The 21,043-nt window shown below is 72.0% G+C and carries 18 protein-coding genes and 1 pseudogene; 9 read left to right on the plus strand and 10 right to left on the minus strand.

The features are described 5' to 3' along the window. Positions 1–10: 10 nt before the first annotated feature. The 7 genes from C1N91_RS10760 to ptsP all read right to left on the minus strand — a co-directional run bounded on the left by C1N91_RS10760 (position 11) and on the right by ptsP (position 7,431). The gene (locus tag C1N91_RS10760; protein ID WP_137767712.1) at positions 11–574 is read right to left on the minus strand and encodes a DUF805 domain-containing protein; all 564 of its coding nucleotides are present in this window, start codon (positions 572–574) and stop codon (positions 11–13) included. Further along, positions 571–1,200, minus strand: a complete 630-nt coding sequence (locus tag C1N91_RS10765; protein WP_254678228.1) for a DUF805 domain-containing protein — start codon at positions 1,198–1,200, stop codon at positions 571–573. The genes C1N91_RS10760 and C1N91_RS10765 overlap by 4 nt, the downstream gene beginning before the upstream one ends. A gap of 64 nt (positions 1,201–1,264) precedes the next feature. Then, on the minus strand, positions 1,265–2,197 hold the full coding sequence (locus C1N91_RS10770; protein WP_137767713.1) for an NADP-dependent oxidoreductase: 933 nt from the start codon (positions 2,195–2,197) through the stop codon (positions 1,265–1,267). A gap of 257 nt (positions 2,198–2,454) precedes the next feature. Next, on the minus strand, positions 2,455–3,609 hold the full coding sequence (locus C1N91_RS10775; RefSeq protein WP_137767714.1) for a mannitol-1-phosphate 5-dehydrogenase: 1,155 nt from the start codon (positions 3,607–3,609) through the stop codon (positions 2,455–2,457). After that, positions 3,606–4,043: a PTS sugar transporter subunit IIA gene (locus C1N91_RS10780; protein WP_022907882.1), complete on the minus strand. Its 438-nt coding sequence runs from the start codon at positions 4,041–4,043 to the stop codon at positions 3,606–3,608. Before C1N91_RS10780 ends, C1N91_RS10775 begins: the two co-directional genes overlap by 4 nt. A gap of 76 nt (positions 4,044–4,119) precedes the next feature. After that, positions 4,120–5,673 carry a PTS mannitol transporter subunit IICB gene (locus C1N91_RS10785; RefSeq protein WP_137767715.1) on the minus strand — a complete coding sequence of 518 codons (1,554 nt, stop codon included), beginning with the start codon at positions 5,671–5,673 and terminating at the stop codon, positions 4,120–4,122. Between the two features lie 102 nt (positions 5,674–5,775). Next, a complete protein-coding gene (gene ptsP, locus C1N91_RS10790; protein ID WP_137767716.1) occupies positions 5,776–7,431 on the minus strand; it encodes a phosphoenolpyruvate--protein phosphotransferase in 1,656 nt (551 codons plus the stop codon). Between the two features lie 261 nt (positions 7,432–7,692). On the opposite strand from ptsP, the gene C1N91_RS10795 reads away from it, so the two are divergent. The 9 genes and pseudogenes from C1N91_RS10795 to C1N91_RS10835 all read left to right on the plus strand — a co-directional run bounded on the left by C1N91_RS10795 (position 7,693) and on the right by C1N91_RS10835 (position 17,215). Next, on the plus strand, positions 7,693–8,463 hold the full coding sequence (locus tag C1N91_RS10795) for a DeoR/GlpR family DNA-binding transcription regulator (RefSeq protein WP_058728882.1): 771 nt from the start codon (positions 7,693–7,695) through the stop codon (positions 8,461–8,463). 75 nt (positions 8,464–8,538) lie between these two features. After that, entirely contained in the window at positions 8,539–8,811 is a 273-nt protein-coding gene (locus tag C1N91_RS10800) for an HPr family phosphocarrier protein (protein ID WP_066655121.1), read from the plus strand. A 140-nt stretch (positions 8,812–8,951) separates the two neighbouring features. Next, entirely contained in the window at positions 8,952–9,794 is an 843-nt protein-coding gene (locus C1N91_RS10805; protein WP_137767717.1) for an exodeoxyribonuclease III, read from the plus strand. A gap of 35 nt (positions 9,795–9,829) precedes the next feature. Next, positions 9,830–10,840 carry a tryptophan--tRNA ligase gene (trpS, locus tag C1N91_RS10810; RefSeq protein WP_137767718.1) on the plus strand — a complete coding sequence of 337 codons (1,011 nt, stop codon included), beginning with the start codon at positions 9,830–9,832 and terminating at the stop codon, positions 10,838–10,840. Positions 10,841–10,851: 11 nt separating this feature from the next. After that, positions 10,852–11,448 (plus strand): GNAT family N-acetyltransferase, encoded by a 597-nt coding sequence (locus C1N91_RS10815; RefSeq protein WP_175415992.1) that lies wholly within the window; start codon positions 10,852–10,854, stop codon positions 11,446–11,448. Positions 11,449–11,505: 57 nt separating this feature from the next. Further along, on the plus strand, positions 11,506–12,606 hold the full coding sequence (gene ribD / locus C1N91_RS10820) for a bifunctional diaminohydroxyphosphoribosylaminopyrimidine deaminase/5-amino-6-(5-phosphoribosylamino)uracil reductase RibD (RefSeq protein WP_137768791.1): 1,101 nt from the start codon (positions 11,506–11,508) through the stop codon (positions 12,604–12,606). An 11-nt stretch (positions 12,607–12,617) separates the two neighbouring features. Next, positions 12,618–13,259: pseudogene (gene ribA, locus C1N91_RS10825) on the plus strand (GTP cyclohydrolase II); the annotation flags it as partial. A 283-nt stretch (positions 13,260–13,542) separates the two neighbouring features. Further along, entirely contained in the window at positions 13,543–14,964 is a 1,422-nt protein-coding gene (locus C1N91_RS10830) for an MFS transporter (protein WP_137767721.1), read from the plus strand. Positions 14,965–15,343: 379 nt separating this feature from the next. Further along, positions 15,344–17,215, plus strand: a complete 1,872-nt coding sequence (locus C1N91_RS10835; protein WP_137768792.1) for an ABC transporter ATP-binding protein — start codon at positions 15,344–15,346, stop codon at positions 17,213–17,215. Between the two features lie 111 nt (positions 17,216–17,326). Here the strand turns inward: C1N91_RS10835 and C1N91_RS10840 are convergent, their stop codons facing one another. From C1N91_RS10840 to dacB, 3 genes are all read right to left on the minus strand, one after another. Continuing rightward, complete coding sequence (locus tag C1N91_RS10840; protein ID WP_058729901.1) at positions 17,327–18,748, minus strand: NAD-dependent succinate-semialdehyde dehydrogenase; 1,422 nt, start codon at positions 18,746–18,748, stop codon at positions 17,327–17,329. Between the two features lie 113 nt (positions 18,749–18,861). Next, positions 18,862–19,482 carry an isochorismatase family protein gene (locus C1N91_RS10845; RefSeq protein ID WP_137767723.1) on the minus strand — a complete coding sequence of 207 codons (621 nt, stop codon included), beginning with the start codon at positions 19,480–19,482 and terminating at the stop codon, positions 18,862–18,864. A gap of 48 nt (positions 19,483–19,530) precedes the next feature. Further along, positions 19,531–21,024, minus strand: coding sequence for a D-alanyl-D-alanine carboxypeptidase/D-alanyl-D-alanine endopeptidase (gene dacB, locus C1N91_RS10850; protein ID WP_137767724.1), 1,494 nt, complete (start codon positions 21,022–21,024; stop codon positions 19,531–19,533). Between the last annotated feature and the right edge of the window lie 19 nt (positions 21,025–21,043).

Raw genomic sequence — 21,043 nt, forward strand, 5'->3', positions numbered from 1 at the left:
TCCGGATCGATCAGGCCTGCGGGCGCGATGCGTCCGGGCGGTCGTACTGCGCGCCGGTGGGGCTCGGCTCGAGACACCCGAAGACGATCCCGGCGACTCCGGCCGCGAAGGAGATCAGCCAGAAGGGACCGGCGAGACCGGCGTCGTGCACGCGGCGCCACCCGAGCGCGAGGGAGGGGACGAACGTCGCCAGTCCCCACAGCCCGAGGAGACCGACGAACAGCAGCGCGACCCCCGGGAAGCCGCTCGTCGCGGTCGTGGTGCCGTACTCGTCGGTCGTGGTGGCGCCGGCCGCCCAGACGATGATGGAGACGATGTAGCCGCCGAACAGGATCGTCACCACGATCGCGTTCGCCAGGTACCACCACCAGAACTCGCTGCGGCTCGCGCGTCCGTCGAAGCGGGCGTACTTCTTCCAGAACCGGACGAAGGCATCGAGGAACCCGGCGCCGTACCAGGGTGCCCACAGCGGCGGGGCGCCACCGGCGTCCGTCGGGATCGGCTGCTGTCGGTACTGCGGGTAGGGCTGGCCGTACGGCTGCGGCTGCTGGCCACGCTGTTCGTCGTCACTCACCGTGCCCCCTCCAGCCGATCGAACCGCGCACCCCTGGGGTTGGGTCCGAGGAGGTAGAAGACGATCAGTGCGATCCCGCCGAAGAAGGGGATCAGGCCGAAAAAGAAGAACGGGCCCGCCAGGTTTGCGTCGTGCAGTCGTCGCCATGCCAGCGCGATCGAGGGCAGCAGGATCGACAGGCCCCAGAGCGAGCCGACGTACCCCATGACCAGGAACAACACGGAAGGCTCGGAGACGACGGTCTCCGCACCGGTCGGCGTCACGTACGTCTCGCGACCGGACTGCGCGAAGCCGATACCCCAGATCACTCCCAGGACGACGGAGATCGCGACGTTCCAGAGGTACACCCACCAGAACTCGCTGCGGCTTGCGCGCCCATCGAAGCGGACGTACTTCTTCCAGTAACGCGCGTACGCCTGGACGGGACCGATGCCGTACCAGGGTGCCCAGAGCGGAGGGCGCCCGTCCGGTCCCACCGGCGCCGTACGCTCGAACAGCGCCTGGCCCTGCGGTCGGAACTGCGGCGGCTGGTCGTACTGCGTCTGCTGGTACTGCGGCTGCTGGTACTGCGGTGCCGACGGTGGGCCCGTCGGTCCCGGTCGATCGGACGGTCGTTGCTCGCTCACGTGATCCCCCTCGTGGTGTTCGGTCGTGCGACGTACCCGTCGAGTCAACCAGAACCGAGTGCGCTCACGGGATCAGCGCGAGCTTGCCGCCCGGGTGCTGCGACTCGAGCAGCTCCGCCGCCTCCTTCGCCTCGGCCAGGGGGAACGTCCGGGCCACCGGTACCTCGAGCTCCCCTGCTGCGGCGAGGTCGACCAGTCGCTGGCGCACCGAGTCGCGGAACGCCTTGCTCTCCGGCTGGCTGCCGCCGACCGCGGGGAAGCCGTCCTGCTGCGCGCGGCCGAAGGCCGCGATCGTCACGATGCGGGGACGGTCAGCCACGAGTGCCAGCGAGACGTCGACTGCCTCGTCCGTGCCGACACAGTCCAGTGCCACGTCGATGCCGGAGGGTGCGAGCTCACGGATGCGCGCCTCCAGGCCGTCGCCGTACGCGACCCACTCGCCACCGAAGCGACGGACGGTGTCGGCATTGCGTTCGGAGGCGGTGCCGATCACGCGGGTGCCGAGCGGGCGGAGGAGCTGCAGGACTGCGACGCCGACCGCGCCGGACGCACCGTGCACCAGGACGGTGTCGCGTCCCTCGGCACGGGTGACGCGGATCATGTCGGCCGCGGTCGTCCCGGCGAGCAGCAGGTTCGCGGCCTGGGCGTGGTCGAGCGACGTCGGCTTGGCGAAGACGTCGGCAGCGGGCACGGTGATGCGCTCGGCCCAGCCGCCCTCGACGCGGAAGGCGAGGACCTCGTCGCCGACCGCTCCCCCGCCCGAGGCGATCTCGGTGTCGGGGCCGATCGCACTGAGCACGCCGGAGACCTCGTAGCCGACCGGGATCGGCAGGTCCGACGGGTCCCCCTGCCGGGTGTGCTTCGTGTCGGCGGGGTTCATGCCCGCGGCGCGGACGTCGATGGTGACCTCGCCGGTGCCGGGGGCGGGCACCTCGGTGTCGACGTACTCGAGGACCTCGCTGCCGCCGAACGCGGGGGCGACCCAGTGCTTCGTCATGCGGTGGACGGTACGCCGCGGGGCTGGCCCGCCCTCAGGTCCGGGTGACACCGCGCCGCGACGCCGGCGTCTCGCCGCGACGACGCCCGATCGGCGAGACGCCGCCGGATCCGACGGCGTCTCGCGGGGAGCGCGGCGCCTCGCGGGGAGCGCGGCGCCTCGCGGGGAGCGCGGCGTCTCACCGGGACGGACGGGAGGCGCGGTGCCAGCCGGCACCGCGCCTCCAGGACGTCGTGTGGTCGCGTCGTGTGGTCGCCTCAGGCGCGCGCGGAGCGCACCCGGTCGGCGAACGCCGCGTGCAGCGGATGCTCGGCGTCGAGCCCGGTGATCTCGGTCGCCACGTCGGCGTCCGAGCGGTCCGAGCGCAGGAGCTGCTGCAGCTCGACGCTCTGCTCGTCGTCGGCGACGTCGAAGCGCAGGGCAGCGCCCATCGCGTCGAGCAGCGCGGTCGGCTCGGTGCCGTCCTCGGCGAGGGCGGCGGCGGGCGAGACGAAGCGCTCGTCCCGCGACAGCTTGCGGAGCGGCTGCCGACCGACGCGGGTGACCGTGTCGGGCAGGTGCGGATTCTCGAAGCGACCGATGATCGCCTGGACGTAGGAGCGGTGCACCTCGGGGTCGAGCTCGTGCCGGCGGACCAGCAGGTCGCTCGTCTCGGCGAGCACCGACTCGAGCTCGGAGCGCACGGCCGGGATCCCGATGGCGTCCGAGATCTTGTCCGCGCCGGCGAGGAACCCGTGGTACGCGACGGTGGCGTGCCCGGTGTTCACCGTGAAGAGCTTCCGCTCGATGGATGCCGCGAGCCCGTCGACGTAGTGCGCGCCGGGGATCTCCGGCTCGGACCCGCCGAACGGGGTGCGGTCGATGGCCCACTCGAAGTAGGTCTCGACCGTGACGTCGAGACCGGCACCCTCGGGCTGGGCCGGGACGATCCGGTCGACGGCGGTGTTCGCGAAGACCGCCTTGGCCAGGGCCTCGTCGCGCGAGTCGGCCGGGAGTGCCTCGACGATGAACTCCCGCAGGCGGTCGGTGGCGTTGATCGCGTTCTCGCAGGCCATCACGGCGAGCGGGGCGGCGTCGGCGTCACGCTGCTGGAGCGCCTTCGCGATGACCGGGGCGATGAACTTCAGGACCGTCGGGCCGACGGCGCAGGTGACGACGTCGGCAGCGGCGACCTCGGCGACGACACCGGCCTCGTCCTGCGCGCTGTTCACGGCGCGGAAGCCGGTGACCTCGTGGTCCTGGGCGCCCTGCCCGACCTCGTGCACGGTGTACGAGTCGGCAGCGGCGAGTGCGTCGATGAGCGGTGCGGCGACGTCGGCGAACACGACCTCGTAACCGGCCTCGTGGAGCAGGAGCCCGACGAAGCCGCGGCCGATGTTGCCGGCGCCGAAGTGGACGGCGGTCCCGGTCACTCGTTGACCTCGCCGAGGATCGACAGGATCGCCGCGGTGTCCGGCGCGTCGGTCAGCTTCTGGACCTCGTCCTCGTCGGAGAACACGATCGCGATCTTGGACAGGATGTCGAGGTGCTCGTTGTTCACGCCGGCGATGCCCACGACGAAGCGCACGGGGTTGCCGTCCCAGTCGATCGGGGTGGCGTAGCGGATGAACGAGAGCGCCGAGGACTTGATGGCGTCCTTGGCGTCGTTGGTGCCGTGCGGGATGGCGAGGAAGTTCCCCATGTAGGTCGAGACGCTCTTCTCGCGCTCGAGCATCGCCGGGTAGTAGTCCGCCGTGACCGCGCCCGCAGCCTCGAGGATCTCGGCCGCCTCCTTCATCGCCTCCGACTTGGTCGGGGCGGTGTCCTCGGTGTGGATGCGGATCTGGCTCTCCTGCAGGACGGGCATCGGGGGTTCTCCTTGTTCTCGACGGACGTGGTGGAGGGGACGGGCTCGCACCCGTCCCCTCCGATACTGCACTTCGTTACTGGTTCTTGAGCTGGTCGACGACCTGGTCGTACTGCGGCGCGTTCATGAAGTTGCCGACCGACACGTGCTGTGCGTTCGGGTTCTTCTGCTTGGCGCGGTCCGTCAGCTCCTCCTGCGTGATGATCAGGTCCTCGGTGCCGTCGAGGTTCGCGATCGCCTTGTTGACGACCGTGACGCCCTCGATGCCCGCCTTCTTGACCTTGTTGCGCAGGACGCTGGCGCCCATGGCGCTCGAGCCCATGCCGGCGTCGCAGGCGAACACGACGCTCTCGACGCGGGTCGCCGTCGCGGTGCCGGAGCCGACCCCACCGAAGGCGGCCTCGGTCTCCTCCTCCGAGCGCGGGGCGTTGTTGCCGAGCAGACCGGAGGTCGCGGCGTTCACGTCGCGGCCCTTGTTGGCCTGGAGCTTCGCCATCGCGGCGCTCATGTCACCGCCGCCGTTCGCCAGGTCGCGCTTGCGGCTGGCGAGCAGGAAGAAGGACGCCACCGCGAACGAGACCGCTGCGGAGAGGACGACCGACAGGATGACACCGACGTAGCTGTCCTTCGCCGTGGCGGTGAGGACGGCGATGATCGAACCGGGCGAGGCCGGGGCGACGAGGCCGGAGTGGAAGGCGACGTTGGTCGCGACACCGGTCGCACCACCGAGGATGACGGCGATGAAGAGGACCGGCTTCTGCAGCACGTACGGGAAGTAGATCTCGTGGATGCCGCCGAAGAACTGGATGAGGATCGCGCCGGGAGCGGTCGAGCGGGCGATGCCGACACCGAAGAAGGTGAAGGCGAGCAGGATGCCGAGACCGGGGCCGGGGTTCGCCTCGAGCAGGAACAGGATGCTCTTGCCGGACTCCTGGACCTGCTGCGCGCCGAGCTGGTCGAGCACGCCGTGGTTGATTGCGTTGTTGAGGAAGAAGACCTTGGCGGGCTCGATGATGACGCTGGCGAGCGGCAGGAGCGAGCTGTCGACGAGGAACTTCACCGCGGCGCCGAGGCCCTCGGCGATGAGCTTGAACAGCGGCGCGAGCCAGAAGAAGCCGATGAGCGCGAGCACGAAGCCGAGGATGCCGGCCGCGTAGTTGTTCACGAGCATCTCGAAGCCGGGCTTGATCTTGCCGTCCCAGATCTTGTCGATCTGCTTGATGAGCCATGCGCCGAGCGGGCCGCAGATCATCGCGCCGAGGATCATGATCGTGCCGTTGGCGCCGATGATGACGCCCATCGCCATGATCGAGCCGACGACCGCGCCGCGGGTCTCGTAGATCATCCGGCCGCCCTGGAAGGCGATCGCGAGCGGGATGAGGTAGGTCAGGATCGGGCTGACGAGACCGATGTTGGCCACGCCGTTCGTCTCACCGAAGCCGCCGAGGACGCCGACGGGCGTCCAACCGGTCTCGATGAAGAACGCGGTGATGAGGCCCCACGCGATGAAGATCGCGATGTTCGGCATCACCATGCCGGAGAGGAACGTGCCGAACTTCTGGACGGCGACGCGTGCGCCGCCCCGCGACTTCGCGGGGGCGTCGGGCGCTGCAACGGACGACGTTGTCATGTGCCTGGCTTTCTGTGAGGGGTGCTGCTGCGGTGTGAAGGGGTGCTGCGGTGGTGCGGGTACTGCGGTGGTGCGGGTGCTGCGTGGGGTGGAGCGGTCGGGTCAGACGGCGTGCGCGGCTGCCGCGGCGGACTTCGCTGCCGCAGCGGTGCTCGCGGCGAGGGCCGCCTTCGCCATCTCGCGGGCCTGCTCGAGCGTGTGCTTGCCGAGCTCGGCGCGCACGTCGGCCAGGGCCGCGGGGGTCATGGACAGGGTGGTGGCGCCGAGGCCGACGAGCACGACGGCGAGCAGCGGGTCCGCCGCGGCCTCGCCGCAGATGCCCACCGCCTTGCCCGCGTCGGCGCCGGCGGCACCGAGCTGTGCGACGAGGCGCAGGACGGCGGGGTGCCACGGGTCCTGGTAGGACGCGACGGTGCCGAGCATGCGGTCGGCGGCCATCGTGTACTGGGTCAGGTCGTTCGTGCCGACCGACACGAAGTCGGCGTTCGCGAAGACCTGCTCGGCCATGAGCGCGAGCGAGGGGACCTCGGCCATGACACCCGCGGTGCGGATGCCGAGCTCGCGGGCGAGGCCGACGAAGTACTCGGTCTCCTCGGCGTCGGCGACCATCGGGGCCATCACCCAGAGGTCGGCCTCGGTCGCGGCGTCGGCCTGGGCCAGGGCGGTGAGCTGGTCGCGGAGGACCTCCTCGTGGTTCCGCAGTGCACGCAGACCGCGGCGGCCGAGCGCCGGGTTCTCCTCGTCCTTGTCGGTGAGGAACGGCAGCGGCTTGTCGGCGCCGGCGTCGAGGGCTCGGACGACGACCTTCTTGCCGGGGAACGCCTCGAGCAGCTGGCGGTACGACTCGGTCTGCTGCTCGACGGTCGGCGCCTTCGGCGAGTCGAGGAAGAGGAACTCGGTGCGGAAGAGCCCCACGCCCTCCGCACCGAGAGCAACGGCGCCCGCGGCGTCGGCGGGGCTGCCGAGGTTCGCGAGCAGCGGGACGGTGTGCCCGTCGGCGAGCGCACCCGCGGTGAGCGGTGCGGCAGCGGCGGCGAGGCGGTCCGCGATGCGCTGGTCTACGTCGGCGACGAGCTCCGCGGACGGGTCGGTCACGACGGTGCCGGCGGCGGCGTCGACGACGACGTGCGTGCCGTCGGCGAGGCCGTCGGCGCCGGTGACACCGACGATCGCGGTGATGCCCTTGGCGCGGGCGAGGATCGCGGTGTGCGAGGTCGGGCCGCCGTCGCGGGTGACGAGGGCGAGCACCTTGTCGAGATCGAGCAGTGCGGTGTCGGCCGGCGCGAGGTCACGGGCGACGAGGACGAAGGGGGTGTCGGACTCGGGGACGCCCGGGGCGGGGACACCGCGGAGCTTCGCGATGATGCGCTGCGCCACGTCGTCGAGGTCGGCCGCACGCTCCCCCATGTAGCCGCCCATCCCGACGAGCAGGTCGCGGAACTGGCCGAACGCCTCGAACACCGCGCGCTCGGCGTTGGTGCCGCCGTCGATGCGGGCGTGCACGTCGTCGAGGAGTGTCGGGTCCTGGGCCATGAGCGCCTGCGCCTCGAGCACGGCCTGGGCGTCGCCGCCAGCGAGCTGACCGCGCTTGGTGAGGTCCTCTGCCACCGCGGCGAGCGCCTCGGCGACGGCGTGCTTCGCGTCGTCCGGGGTGCCGGTCAGCGCGTCCTTCGACGGTTCGCCGAGCGGGTCCGCCATGCGGAGCACGGGGCCGTGGGCGACGCCGCGGCCGACGCCGGTGCCGAGCAGTTCGGACATTCGAGACTCCTTCATCTCCACGCGCTCACGGTGGGGGTGGTTCGTTCGGTGCGCAGCGGCACGAACGGACCACGCCCGTGCGGCTTGGCAGCACACTACCCCGATCCGCGTTGACAAACAAACACATCCGGGGATAAAAATGCAGAAACAGATGCCCGTTTGCGTCTGGTGGACGAAGCGATCCGGACAGTTCCGCCGCCGATCTGCCCGACCATGCCCGTTCTGTTCCGAGCAGGCCGATCGACCGAGACGACGAGGTCCATGTACGCACCAGAGCGCCACCAGCGCATCGTCGAACGCGCCCGGTCGCAGGGACGCGTGGACGTCAAGGACCTCGCCGAGCTGCTCGAGGTCACCCCGGAGACCATCCGCCGCGACCTGACGAGCCTCGAGCGACGCGGGCTCGTCCGACGGGCGCACGGTGGCGCGATCCCCGTCGAGCGCATCACCCTGCACCCGGGGGTCGGCGACCGCGGCGGGATCAACCAGGCCGAGAAGATGGTGATCGCCGAGGCAGCGCTCGCCGAGCTCCCGGAGAACGGCTCGGTGATGATCGACGCCGGCACCTCCACCATCTGCCTGGCCGAGATGCTCCCCACCGACCGCGGGCTCACCGTCGTCACGCACTCGCTGCCCGTTGCCATGGCGGTCGCGAACCGGTCCGGCATCGACCTGCACCTGCTCGGCGGCAACATCCGCAGCGACTCCCTCGCCGGCGTCGGGACGTGGACGCACCAGCTCATCGGCATGGTGAGCGTCGACGTCGCCTTCATCAGCATCAACGGCATCACGCCTGAACGAGGGCTGACGACGCACAACATGGCCGAGGCCGCCGTGAAGAGCGCCATGATCAAGTCGGCCCGCCGGAGCATCCTGCTCGCCGACCACACGAAGTTCGGTCGCGAGGAGTTCGGTCGGGTCGCCCCGCTCGCCGCGATCGACACGATCATCACCGACCCCGGCGTGAACGCCGACCTCGTGCGCGAGGTCGAGGCCGCTGGCACCGAGGTCCTCTGGCCCGGTCGCGACTGACCGGCGCCGGTCCCCGGGACCGCCCACCAGGCGCTCGCTAGCATGAGCGCACCACCCGTCGACAGGAGTCCATCGATGTCCGAAGCCACCCGCACCGTCACCGTCGCCAGCGCGTCCGGCCTGCACGCCCGCCCCGCGTCCCTCTTCGTCCAGACCGTGACCGCGTCCGGTCACCAGGTGACGATCGCCAAGGGCGACAAGTCCGGCAACGCGGGCAGCATCCTCGCGCTCCTCGGCCTGGGCATCGAGAACGGCGACGAGGTCACCCTCACGGTGACCGGTGACGACGCCGAGACGACGGCGGACAGCCTGGTCGAGTTCCTGCAGACGGACCACGACGCGGCCTGATCGCGCCGGTCGCGCACGCGACCACCAGACGGACGGGAGGCCCGTGGCTGTGCAGCCACGGGCCTCCCGTCCGTCTCCGCGTGCGGTCACGGTCACGGGGTGCGCCGGAGCCGTCGGCGCGCGTCGGTAGGGTGGTCGGCATGACACGCCTGCGCCTCGCATCCGTCAACGTGAACGGCGTCCGCGCCGCGTTCCGGAAGGGCATGGGCGACTGGCTCGCCACGCGCGACGTCGACGTGCTCGCCCTGCAGGAGGTCCGTGCCTCGAGCGACGACCTGGCCGGGCTGCTCGGTGACGAGTGGGACATCGTGCACGACCCCGCCACGGCGAAGGGCCGCGCGGGCGTCGCGATCGCCTCGCGGCACCGCGCGCACGTCCACCGTGTGGAGATCGGGCCGTCGGACTTCGACTCCGCCGGCCGCTGGATCGAGGCCGACTACGAGCTCGACGGCACCACCGTCACGGTGGTGTCCTGCTACGTCCACTCGGGCGAGGTCGACACCCCGAAGCAGGACGAGAAGTGGAGGTTCCTCGACGCGATGAGCGAGCGACTCCCCGCCCTGCGCGCGCACAACCCGCTGGCGGTCGTCGTCGGTGACCTCAACGTCGGGCACGACCAGCGCGACATCAAGAACTGGAAGGGCAACGTGAAGCGGGCGGGCTTCCTGCCGCGTGAACGTGCCTACTTCTCGCGGTTCTTCGGGGCCGAGGGCGAGCAGGTCGAGGGTGCCGACGGGTCGACGGGCCCCGGCCTCGGCTGGGTGGACGTGGGCCGCGAGCAGGCCGGCGACGTCGACGGCCCGTACACGTGGTGGTCGTGGCGCGGGCAGGCCTTCGACAACGACTCGGGTTGGCGCATCGACTACCAGGTGGCGACCCCCGACCTCGCGGCCAAGGTCTCGAGCTACACGGTCGACCGTGCTGCGGCGTACGACCAGCGATGGTCCGACCACGCCCCCGTGGTCGTCGACTACGAACTCTGACCTCCTCCCCCTCCACGCACTACAGGAACACCTCCATGACCAAGACGCGCATCTTCTCGGGCATCCAGCCGTCGGCCGGGTCCCTCCACCTGGGCAACTACGTCGGGGCGCTCATGCAGTGGCGCGACCTGCAGGACGACCACGACGCGATCTACTGCGTCGTCGACATGCACGCGATCACGTCCCCGCAGGACCCGACGGAGCTCCGTGCGAGCACCCGGGCGACCGCGGCGCAGTACATCGCCTCGGGCATCGACCCGACGAAGTCGACCCTCTTCGTGCAGTCGCACGTGCCGGCGCACGCCGAGCTCGCCTGGGTGCTCAACACCCTGACCGGCTTCGGGGAGGCGAGCCGGATGACCCAGTTCAAGGACAAGTCGGCACGGCAGGGCACCGAGGCCGCGTCGGTCGGGCTCTTCACCTACCCGATCCTGATGGCGGCGGACATCCTGCTCTACGACACCGCCGTGGTGCCGGTCGGAGACGACCAGCGCCAGCACGTCGAGCTCACCCGCGACCTGGCCACCCGGTTCAACTCCCGCTTCGGCGACACCTTCGTGGTGCCGAAGGCACAGATCGGCACCGAGACCGCTCGGATCTACGACCTGCAGGACCCGACGAGCAAGATGAGCAAGTCCGCCGCGTCGGACAACGGCCTCATCCGCCTGCTCGACGACCCGAAGCGCACCGCGAAGAAGATCCGGTCGGCCGTCACCGACACCGAGCGCGAGATCCGGGCGGACCGCCAGGAGAAGCCCGGTGTGACGAACCTGCTCGCGATCCTGTCGGCGTTCACCCGGACCCCGGTGGCGTCGCTCGAGGAGCAGTTCGTCGGCAAGGGCTACGGCGACCTCAAGGGTGCCGTGGCCGACGCCGTCGTCGCCGAGCTGGAGCCCGTGCGCGCCCGGACGCTCGAACTGCTCGACGACCCGGCCGAACTCGACCGGCTGCTCGCGGTCGGTGCCGAGCGGGCCGAGTCCATCGCGCAGGCGACCCTCGCCCGCGTGTACGACCGCATCGGCTTCGTGCCCCGCTCGCGCGGCTGACGATGCTCCCCGTGACGCTGTCGTCGGACCGGGTGCACCTCTCGGTGCCGACCCGGTCCGACACGGCGGCCATCACGCAGGGCTGCCAGGACCCCGCCGTGGTCCGGTGGACGACCGTCCCGACGCCGTACACCGACCGGGACGCGCAGACCTTCGTCGACGCGCTGGTCGGTCCGGGTTGGGCGTCCGACCGCGAGTACACGTGGGGCATCCGCCGTCCGGGGTCGACCTGGCTCGACGGCGTGGTGTCCTTCCGCACCGAGCACCGCGACCTCGGATTCTGGCTCGCGCCGACGGCGCGCGGCCAGGGACTGATGCACGCCGCGGTCGAGCTCGTCGTCGACTGGGCGTTCTCCCAGGGCGCCGCGGACGTGTACTGGGAGTGCTACGAGGGGAACACCGGCTCGGCGTCCGTCGCCCGTGCCAGCGGGTTCTCCTTCACCGGCACCGGAACGGCCCGGATCCCCGACCGGGACGGCGGGCCCACGCCCGCCTGGACCGGACTCCGTCGCGCCGACGGCCTCCCCGCGTCGGACCTGGCCTGGCCCGCGGCCTCGTTCGCTGTCAGGGGACATGAAGGTGACGCGTCACCGACTCCTCGTCGGTAGTGTCGGAGCGTGACCACCACACCCGACCAGCACGCCCGCCCGGAGGAGCTCCGGGCCATGCGCCGCGCCCTCGAGCTCGCGGCGCTCGGGCCGGCCGTCGGCGACCACGCCCGCGTCGGCGCGGTGCTGCTCTCCCCCGCCGGTGACGTCCTCGCCGAGGGCTGGCACAAGGGTGCTGGCACCCCGCACGCCGAGGTCGACGCGATGGCGAAGGTCCCCGTGGAACAGCTGCGGGGCGCCACCGCCGTCGTGACGCTCGAGCCGTGCAACCACGTCGGTCGCACCGGACCCTGCGCGCTCGCGCTGATCGAGGCCGGTGTCGGCCGGGTCGTGTACGCGATCGACGACCCGGGTGAGCAGGCGAGCGGCGGAGGGGAGCGCCTCCGCGCAGCCGGTGTCGACGTCGTCAGCGGTGTCCTCGCCGACGAGGCCGAGGCGTTCCTCGAGCGCTGGCTCCTGTCCGTCCGCGCAGGGCGCCCGTGGGTGACCGTGAAGTGGGCCTCCAGCCTCGACGGGCGCGCAGCCGCGGCCGACGGGACGAGCAAGTGGATCACCGGGGCCGCCGCCCGCCAGCACGTGCACGAGCAGCGGGCAGCCCACGACGCGATCCTGGTCGGCACCGGGACGGTGCTCGCCGACGACCCGAGCCTCACCGCGCGGGGCGACGCCGGTGAACTGCTCGCCGACCAACCGCTCCCCGTCGTCGTCGGTGACCGCCCCGTCCCGGACGACGCCGCGGTCCGCCGACACCCGCGCGGGCTGCTGACCCTGCCGGGACACGATCTCGCCGCCTCGCTGCACACCCTGCGCGACCACGGCGTGCACTCCGTCCTCGTCGAGGGCGGCCCCACCGTCGCCTCGGCGCTCGTGGCCGCCGGCCTCGTCGACGAGGTGCTCGTGTACCTCGCGCCCGTGCTGCTCGGCGGCCCGCGCACCGCGATCGGCGACGTCGGCGTGGGAAGCATCGGCGACCGCCGACAGTTGGACATCACATCGACCACCAGACTCGGCCCCGACCTGCTGGTCCGCGCTCGACCCCACCGCGTCCGGACCGGCAGCGTCCGTCCCGACGACGCGGCGACGACGACCGCGACCACGCCGACCGTGACCGCAGCATGCACCGCCGACCAGGCACAGAACGACCGGAGCACCCCATGACCGACGCACTCACCTCCCCCACCCCGGGCAGCCCGGTGCAGTTCGAGGTCGCGACCACCGTCCCGACCACCCACGGCACCTTCGAGATGCGCGCCTACCGCGACCTGGTCACGAGCGCCGAGCACGTCGCGATCATCGCCACGCTGCCCGACGGCTCGATGCCCGGGGACGACGCCCTGGTGCGGGTGCACTCCGAGTGCCTGACCGGCGAGGCGTTCGGGTCGCTGAAGTGCGAGTGCGGGCCGCAGCTCGACGCCGCGCTCGACACCATCGCGACCGAGGGCGGGGTCGTCGTCTACCTGCGTGGGCAGGAGGGGCGTGGCATCGGGCTGATCAACAAGCTCAAGGCCTACCGCCTGCAGGAGGACGGGCTCGACACGCTCGACGCCAACCTGGCGCTCGGACTGCCGGCGGACTCACGCGAGTACGGCGGGGCGGCGGGCATCCTCGCCGACCTCGGCATCTCCCGCGTGCGCCTGCTGTCGAACAACCCCGAGAAGCGTCGGCAGCTCGAGGAGCACGGCATCACGGTGTCGTCGCTCGTGCCGCTCGTGGTCGGGGTCGTCGCGCAGAACGCCGGCTACCTCGACACCAAGCGCGACCGCATGGGGCACCAGCTGCCCGCGCACCTCGAGGCCGGCGCCGCCAGCTGACGGCGGCGACCAGCTGACGGCGGCAACCAGCTGACGGCGGCGACCAGCGGCCGGCGGCGACCAGCCGACGACCGCTCCGCGGCGCGCGGACGCGGCCACGGGCCTCCCGGCCGATTTCCAGCTGGGCGACGGTTGTCGTAAGGTGAGGGTTCCGTCACGAGCGGTCCACCACCCACCGAACGCACCCGGTCCGAGCCCGCGCCACCAAGCGCGACCGACCGGTGTCCGCAGCTTCGGCACACCGCCGCGTTCCCCGTGAACGCTCCCCTCGGAGTCCCCGTACATGACCGCCGCCCCGGCACCCGCCGCCACGACCGACACGAAGCCCGCCGGCAACCCACGCTCCCGCGTGATCATCGCCAGCCTCGTCGGCACCTCGATCGAGTTCTACGACTTCTACGTCTACGCGACCGCTGCCGTCCTCGTCTTCCCCACGCTGTTCTTCCCGAACGAGGACCCGACGGCCTCGCAGCTGTCGTCCTTCGTCACGTTCGCCCTCGCGTTCTTCGCCCGTCCGGTCGGGTCGATCGTCTTCGGCCACTTCGGCGACCGCGTCGGTCGGAAGGCCACGCTCGTCGCCTCGCTGCTCGTGATGGGGACGGCGACCTTCCTGATCGGCTGCCTGCCGACGTTCGCGTCGATCGGCATCTGGGCGCCGGTCCTGCTCGCCGTGATGCGGTTCGCCCAGGGCGTCGGCCTCGGCGGCGAGTGGTCCGGCGCGGCGCTGCTCGCGACGGAGAACGCCCCGAAGGGCAAGCGCGGCGTGTTCGGGTCGATGCCGCAGCTCGGCGCCCCGATCGGCTTCCTGCTCGCGAACGGCCTGTTCATCGCGATCAACGCCGCGATGCCCGCCGGCGCGGACGGCACCCCGAACGCCGACTTCCAGGCGTGGGGCTGGCGCATCCCGTTCCTGCTCTCCGCCGTCCTGGTGATCGTCGGGCTCTACGTCCGCTTCAAGCTCGTCGAGTCGACCGTGTTCCGCGGCGTGCAGGAGTCCGGTTCGGTCGCGAAGGTGCCGCTCGGCCGGGTGTTCCGCACCTCGTGGAAGGCGCTCATCATCGGCACCTTCGGCATGGTCGCCACCTACGTGCTCTTCTACTTCATGACGACGTTCACGCTGTCCTACGGCACCACCGCCGCCGAGGCCGGTCCGCTCGTGCCGAAGGTCGGCCTGGGCTACAGCCGCGGCGAGTTCCTCACGCTGCTCATGATCGGCGTGGTGTTCTTCGGCATCTTCACGCCGGTCGCCGGGTGGCTGGCGGACAAGTACGGCCGTCGTCGCACGCTCATCCCGACCACGATCGGCATCGCCCTGTTCGGCCTGACGTTCCAGTTCTGGTTCGCGGCGTCGACCGGGCCGATCACCGTCGTCACCTTCCTCATCGTGGGGCTGTCGCTCATGGGCCTGACCTTCGGCCCGATGGGGGCGCTGCTGCCGGAGCTCTTCCCGACGAACGTCCGCTACACCGGGTCCGCGATCGCGTACAACGTCGCGTCGATCCTCGGGGCGTCGCTCGCGCCGACGATCGCCCTGGCGCTGTGGCAGCCGGACGGCACGATCGTCTGGGTCGGGCTCTACCTGACGCTCGCCGCCGTCGTGACCGTGGTCGCGCTGTTCTTCGTCCGCGAGACGAAGGGTGCCGGGCTCGACGAGGCCGATGCGGCCGGCTCGCCCGACGCGGCGCCGGCGGACGTGCGGGCGTGACCCGCGCGCGCTGACGCGGCCACCCCACGGAACGGGAGGCGCGGTGCCGGACCGGCACCGTGCCTCCCGTCCGTCGTTCGTGTGGTCGCGCGTGCGGCCGCCGCGTCCGCGACGTTGCACCAGTCGATCGACGCGTGCCGTGTCGCACGGTGCGCACGCATCGTCTGCAGGCGCATCGTCCGACGTCGCACCGGTCGATCGACGCGTGCGGTGTCGGACTCGGCGCACGCGGGCCGCTCTGCACGGCCGCCGCCCACGCCAGCCGCCGCCCGCCCCGCACGCGCGCCCCCGCCCCTCGCGCACGCCGCTCCCACGCGACGGTGCGAAGATGGACGACGGCCGCCAGCACACCCAGCACGGGCGGCAGGAACCAGGAACGATGAGCCTCTTCTCCGCACGCCGCAAGCCGTCCGAGGGTCCCCGCGCGAGCTTCGGTCGCCTGCTGACCTACCTGTTCGAGAACAAGCCCGCGATGGCCGTGATCATCGTGCTGAGCGTCCTCGGAGCCGGCGCCTCGCTCGCGCAGCCGCTGCTCGTGAACCAGGTCGTCACCGCGGTGCAGCGGGGCCAGACCCTGTCACTGCTGGTGTGGGCACTCGTGGCGCTCGTCATCGTGTCCGGACTGCTGAACGGCATCCAGCACTTCCTGCTCCAGCGCGCCGGCGAGGGCGTGGTGCTCTCCACCCGTCGCAAGCTCATCGCCCGGATCCTCAACCTGCCGATCTCCGAGTTCGACACCCGCCGCACGGGCGACCTGGTGTCCCGCGTCGGCAGCGACACCACACTCCTGCGCGCCGTGCTCACCCAGGGACTGATCGAGTCGATCGGCGGTGCGCTCACCTTCGTCGGCGCGATCATCGCCATGGCCGTCATCGACCCGCTGCTGCTCGGCATCACGGTCGTCATCGTGCTCGTCGCGATCGTCGTCGTCGGTGGGCTCAGCCGTCGCATCCGCATCGCGTCGAAGCGCGCGCAGGAGAAGGTCGGCGACCTCACCGCCGCGGTGGAGCGCGGCATCGGCGCCGTCCGCACCATCCGCGCCGCGGGCGCCACCGACCGCGAGGTCGCCGAGGTCGACGGCCACGCCACCGAGGCCTACCGCCGCGGACTCGACATCGCGAAGATGTCCGCGTTCGTCGTGCCGGTCGCGAGCATCGTCATGCAGGTCGCGTTCATCGCCGTGCTCGGTGTCGGCGGGGCGCAGGTCGCCGCCGGGCAGATCACCATCGCGACGCTCATCACCTTCATCCTGCTGCTCTTCATGATGGTCATGCCGCTCGGACAGGCCCTCGGCGCAGCCGTCGCCGTCGCGCAGGCGCTCGGCGCCCTCGGCCGCATCGAGGAGATCCTGCACCTGCCGACCGAGGACCAGGACGACGGCGCCGTCCGGGTCGCCGCGGCGACCGAGACGGACGACGCGATCGCCTTCGAACACGTCACGTTCCGGTACGCGCGGTCCGCGGACGCGAGCGGTCCGGACGGCGCCGCTCCGTCGGCCGACGCTGCAGCGTCCGGAGGCGGGGCACGGTCTGGAGGCTCGGGTGCGGCCGACGACACCGGCCCCGCCGACGACGTGGTGCTGGACGACGTGTCGTTCCGGGTGCCGCGCGGCTCGCGGGTCGCGCTGGTCGGCCCCTCCGGGGCCGGCAAGTCCACCACGCTGGCGCTCATCGAGCGCTTCTACGACCCGACGTCGGGCGTGATCCGGCTCGGCGGCGTCGACGTCCGCGGGCTCGACCGCGCCGAGCTCCGCGCGCAGATCGGGTACGTCGAGCAGGACGCCCCCGTGCTGGCCGGCACCATCCGGGCGAACCTGCTGCTCGGCTCCCCTGACGCCTCCGAGGCGGAGTGCGTCCGGGTGCTCGAGGCCGTCAACCTGGGCGACGTGCTGCACCGCGACCCCCGAGGCCTCGACGCGCAGGTGGGCGAGGACGGCGTCATGCTCTCCGGGGGTGAGCGGCAGCGGCTCGCGATCGCCCGCGCGCTGCTCGCCGCTCCCCCGATCCTGCTGCTCGACGAGTCGACCTCGTCGCTCGACGGGGTGAACGAGCAGAAGATGCGCCTGGCGATCGACGCCGTCGCGGCCGACCGCACGCTGCTCGTCATCGCGCACCGGCTGTCGACCGTCGTCGACTCGGACGTCATCGTCGTGCTCGAGCACGGCCGGGTCGTCGGCACGGGGACGCACTCCGAGCTCGTGCAGTCCACCCCGCTCTACCGCGACCTGGCGAAGCACCAGCTGCTGGTCTGACGCGGCCCGGCCCCGCCCGGCTCGATCGGACCCGCGGAACGCAACGTCGGCGACTCCTCGCAGGGCTGGAGCCCTGCGAGGAACCGCCGACGTTGCGTCTCACGGGGGGGGTCAGGCGGCGAAGGGGTCCGGGGTCAGGACGTAGACCGACTCCAGGTACTCCTCGAGGCCCTCGTGGGAGCCCTCGCGGCCGAGCCCCGACGACTTCACGCCGCCGAACGGGAACGCCGCGTTCGACACGACGCCGGTGTTCAGGCCGAGCATGCCGGTCTCCAGGCGCTCGGCGAGCCGCTGGCCCCGGCGGAAGTCGGTCGTGAAGGCGTAGGCGACGAGCCCGTACTCGGTGTCGTTCGCCAGGCGGATGCCCTCCTCCTCGGTGGTGAAGCGCGTGATCGACACGACCGGGCCGAAGATCTCCGTCGTGAGGATGTCCGACCCCGGCTGGACCTGGTCGAGCACCGTCGGCGCGTAGAAGGTCCCCGGACGGTCGACCCGCTCGCCGCCCGTCACCAGGCGCGCACCGCGCTGCACGGCGTCGTCCACGAGCCCGGCGGCCTTGTCCACGGCACGGTCGTCGATGAGCGGGCCGATGGTCGTCCCGTCCTCGGTGCCGCGACCGATGCGCAGTTCCTCGACCTTCGCGCTGAGCGCCGCGGTGAAGTCGTCCGCGATGCCCTCCTGCACGAAGAAGCGGTTCGCCGCGGTGCAGGCCTCGCCGACGTTGCGGAACTTGGCCTGCATCGCGGCGGCGACGGCCTCGTCGAGGTCGGCGTCGTCGAACACGAGCAGCGGTGCGTTCCCGCCGAGCTCCATGCTCGTCTTGAGGACGTTGTCGGCCGCCTGCTTGAGCAGCGCCGAGCCGACGGGCGTCGACCCCGTGAAGGTGAGCTTCCGGAGTCTGCGGTCGGCGATGATCGGCTCGGACAGCGCCTTCGCGTCGCGCGAGGGCACCACGTTGAGCACGCCGTCCGGCAGCCCGGCGCGGCGGAACAGCTCGACCAGGAAGAGGGTCGTGAGCGGGGTCAGGTCGGCCGGCTTCAGCACCACGGTGCAGCCCGCCGCGAGCGCGGGGCCGATCTTGCGGGTCGCCATCGCGAGCGGGAAGTTCCACGGCGTGATCGCGTAGACCGGACCGACGGGGCGGCGGAGCACGATGCCCCGGCCGGTGCCCTCCGGGTTGGTGCGGTAGTCGCCGGAGATGCGCACGGCCTCCTCCGAGAACCACCGCAGGAACTCGCTGCCGTACGCGACCTCGCCGCGGGACTCGGCGAGGGGCTTGCCCATCTCGAGCGTCATCAGGGCCGCGAGGTCGTCCTCGTGCTCGTGCGCCAGGTCGAACGCGCGGCGCAGGATGTCCGAGCGGGTCCGCGGGGCCGTCGACGCCCAGCCCTCCTGCGCGGCCACGGCGGCGTCGAGTGCCGCGATGCCGTCCTCGGGCGTGGCGTCGGCGACCTCGGCGAGGACCTCGCCGGTGCTCGGGTCGCGGACCGGGAAGGTCGCGCCGCCGCTCGCGGGACGCCAGGCACCGGCGATGAAGAGGCCGGTGGGGACGTCGGCGACGGAGACGTGTTCGTCCGCGACGGTCGTGGTCGGGCCGGTCGAGGACGTGCCGGTCGTGGTCGAGCCGGTGGTCGTGGGGGTGGTGGTCACAGTACTGCTCCTCCGGGGTTCGCGAGCCCCTCGTCCATGTCGCTGCGGTCGACGTGCCCGCCGACCGCTCTGATCTCGTCCAGGGCACGTGCGCTGCGGTCCGGGTCGACGCCGGCGACGAGGTCCTCGTACACGGCGACGTCGTACCCGGCGGCCCGCGCGTCGAGCGCCGTGGCGCGCACGCAGTGGTCGGTGGCGATCCCGACGACGTCGACCGTCGTCACCCGGCGCTCCGCGAGCAGGTCGGGCAGCGCGGTGCCGTCGTCGGTGCTCGCCTGGAACGCCGAGTAGTCCGGTCGGCCCCTGCCCTTGAACACGTGCACGTCGATCACGCTCGTGTCGAGGTCCGGGTGGTACTCGGCGCCCGGGGTACCGCCGACGCAGTGCACCGGCCACGTGTCCACGAAGTCGGGGCCCTCCGGTCCGGCGAAGTGGCCGCCGTTGTCGTCGTCGCCGTGGTGCCAGTCACGGGAGCCGACGATGAGGTCGTACTCCTCCCCGCGCCGCCCGGTGAAGGCGCTGATCCGCTCCGCGAGGGCCGCGCCCCCGGTCACACCGAGCGCACCGCCCTCCGTGAAGTCGTTCTGGACGTCGACGACGAGCAGTGCCCTGGCCATGGATCCATCCTGCACCCGGCGGCTCCGCGCGCGGTGAGCGGCAGCGGGTCAGGACGAGGTCAGGCTCCCGCCGCAGCGGTAGGTGGCTGCCGTCACCGCGTCGAGCGCCGGCAGCGCGGCCGCGCGCGAGGACCCGATCGCGTAGAACGCGAAGGTCAGGCGGGTGCCGTCCTCCGCGTCGATGTACCCGCCGAGCGTGTTCGCGCTGTCGATCCACCCGGTCTTCGCGTGCACCTTGCCCCGTGCGACGGCGTTGGCCCCGGTGAACCGGCTGGACAGGGTCCCGGAGACCCCGGCGACCGGCAGCGACTCGGACAGCACGCCCAGGCCCTTCTCGCCGGCGGCGACGGCGACCATCAGGTGGGCGACGAACGACGGCGACACGGCGTTCGAGGCGCTCTCCCCCGAGCCGTCCTTGATGGTGATGCCGGCGGGGTCGAGACCGTACCCGGCGAGGGCCTTCTGGTACACGCCCGTCAGGGACGCCGCCGACCCGCCCGCTCCGGACTCCTTCGACGAGACGCGGGCGAGCATCTCGGCCAGGGTGTTGTCGGAGTTCGGGATCATCTGCCCGATCAGCGTGGACACCGGCTGCGATGAGACCGAGGCGATCTGGTCCGTGCTCGTGGTGGCCCGCTGCACGACCTGCGCGCTCCCGGCGCCCACGACGCCCGCGTTCGCGAGGGCCGTGCGGAACGCCGCGCCGGCCCGGCCGACCGGATCGGTCGAGCGGGGCGAGGTCGCCGCCGCCGGGTTCGCCCGGTCGCCGTCGACCATGAGCGCGGTGACCCGCGGCTGGTACCCGATCGTGCGCTCGCTCTCCGGCCAGGTCGGGTCCCACGCGTCGGCGTCGGACCAGTAGCTGTCGTCCGCGACGATCGTCGTCACCGGGGCGTCGCCGAGGGCCGCCTTCACCTGCTGTGCGAGCTGCGCGAGGGTCGGGGCGCCCGGGTAGACCGTGCCGTTGCCGGCCGAGAGCGTCGCGTCGCCGTGCCCGACGAGCGCGATGGTGCCGTCGGCCTCCTTCGTCACCGTGGTGGGGATGCGGTGGTCCCCGCCGAGGACCGCGAGCGCCGTTGCGCTCGTCAGCGTCTTCATCACGCTGCCCGTCTGCGCCGCCGTGTCCCCGCTCCGCGAGAACAGTGTCTCGCCCGTCGCGGCGTTCATCACGAAGCCCTCGAACGAGCCGAGCCCGGCGGCCGAGGCCGCCGCCTCGATGGTGCAGGTGCGCAGGGCCGACGGCCCCGCCGGTGCGTCGGGCACGGTCCGCGTGTCGTCCGTCGGCGTCGCACTCGGCGTCGCCGAGGCTCGCGGCGTCCCCGACGGCGCGGCGGACGCCGACGACGGGGGCGCCGCGGACTGACGGGCGGGCAGGGTCGCCGCCGCGACCGCGACCGAGGCGCCGGAGCCGAGCAGGAGCACACCGACGAGCCCGCCGGCGATCCACGGGACCGGTCGCCGGGCCACCGAGCGGCGCAGGGAGGCGACCGCACCGCGGATGCGTGCCGGGACGGACTTCGACGGGGGCTGCTGGTCGGACATCGCGATCGATCCTACGGAA

It is taken from the genome of Curtobacterium sp. SGAir0471 (assembly GCF_005490985.1).
Taxonomy (GTDB): Bacteria; Actinomycetota; Actinomycetes; order Actinomycetales; family Microbacteriaceae; genus Curtobacterium.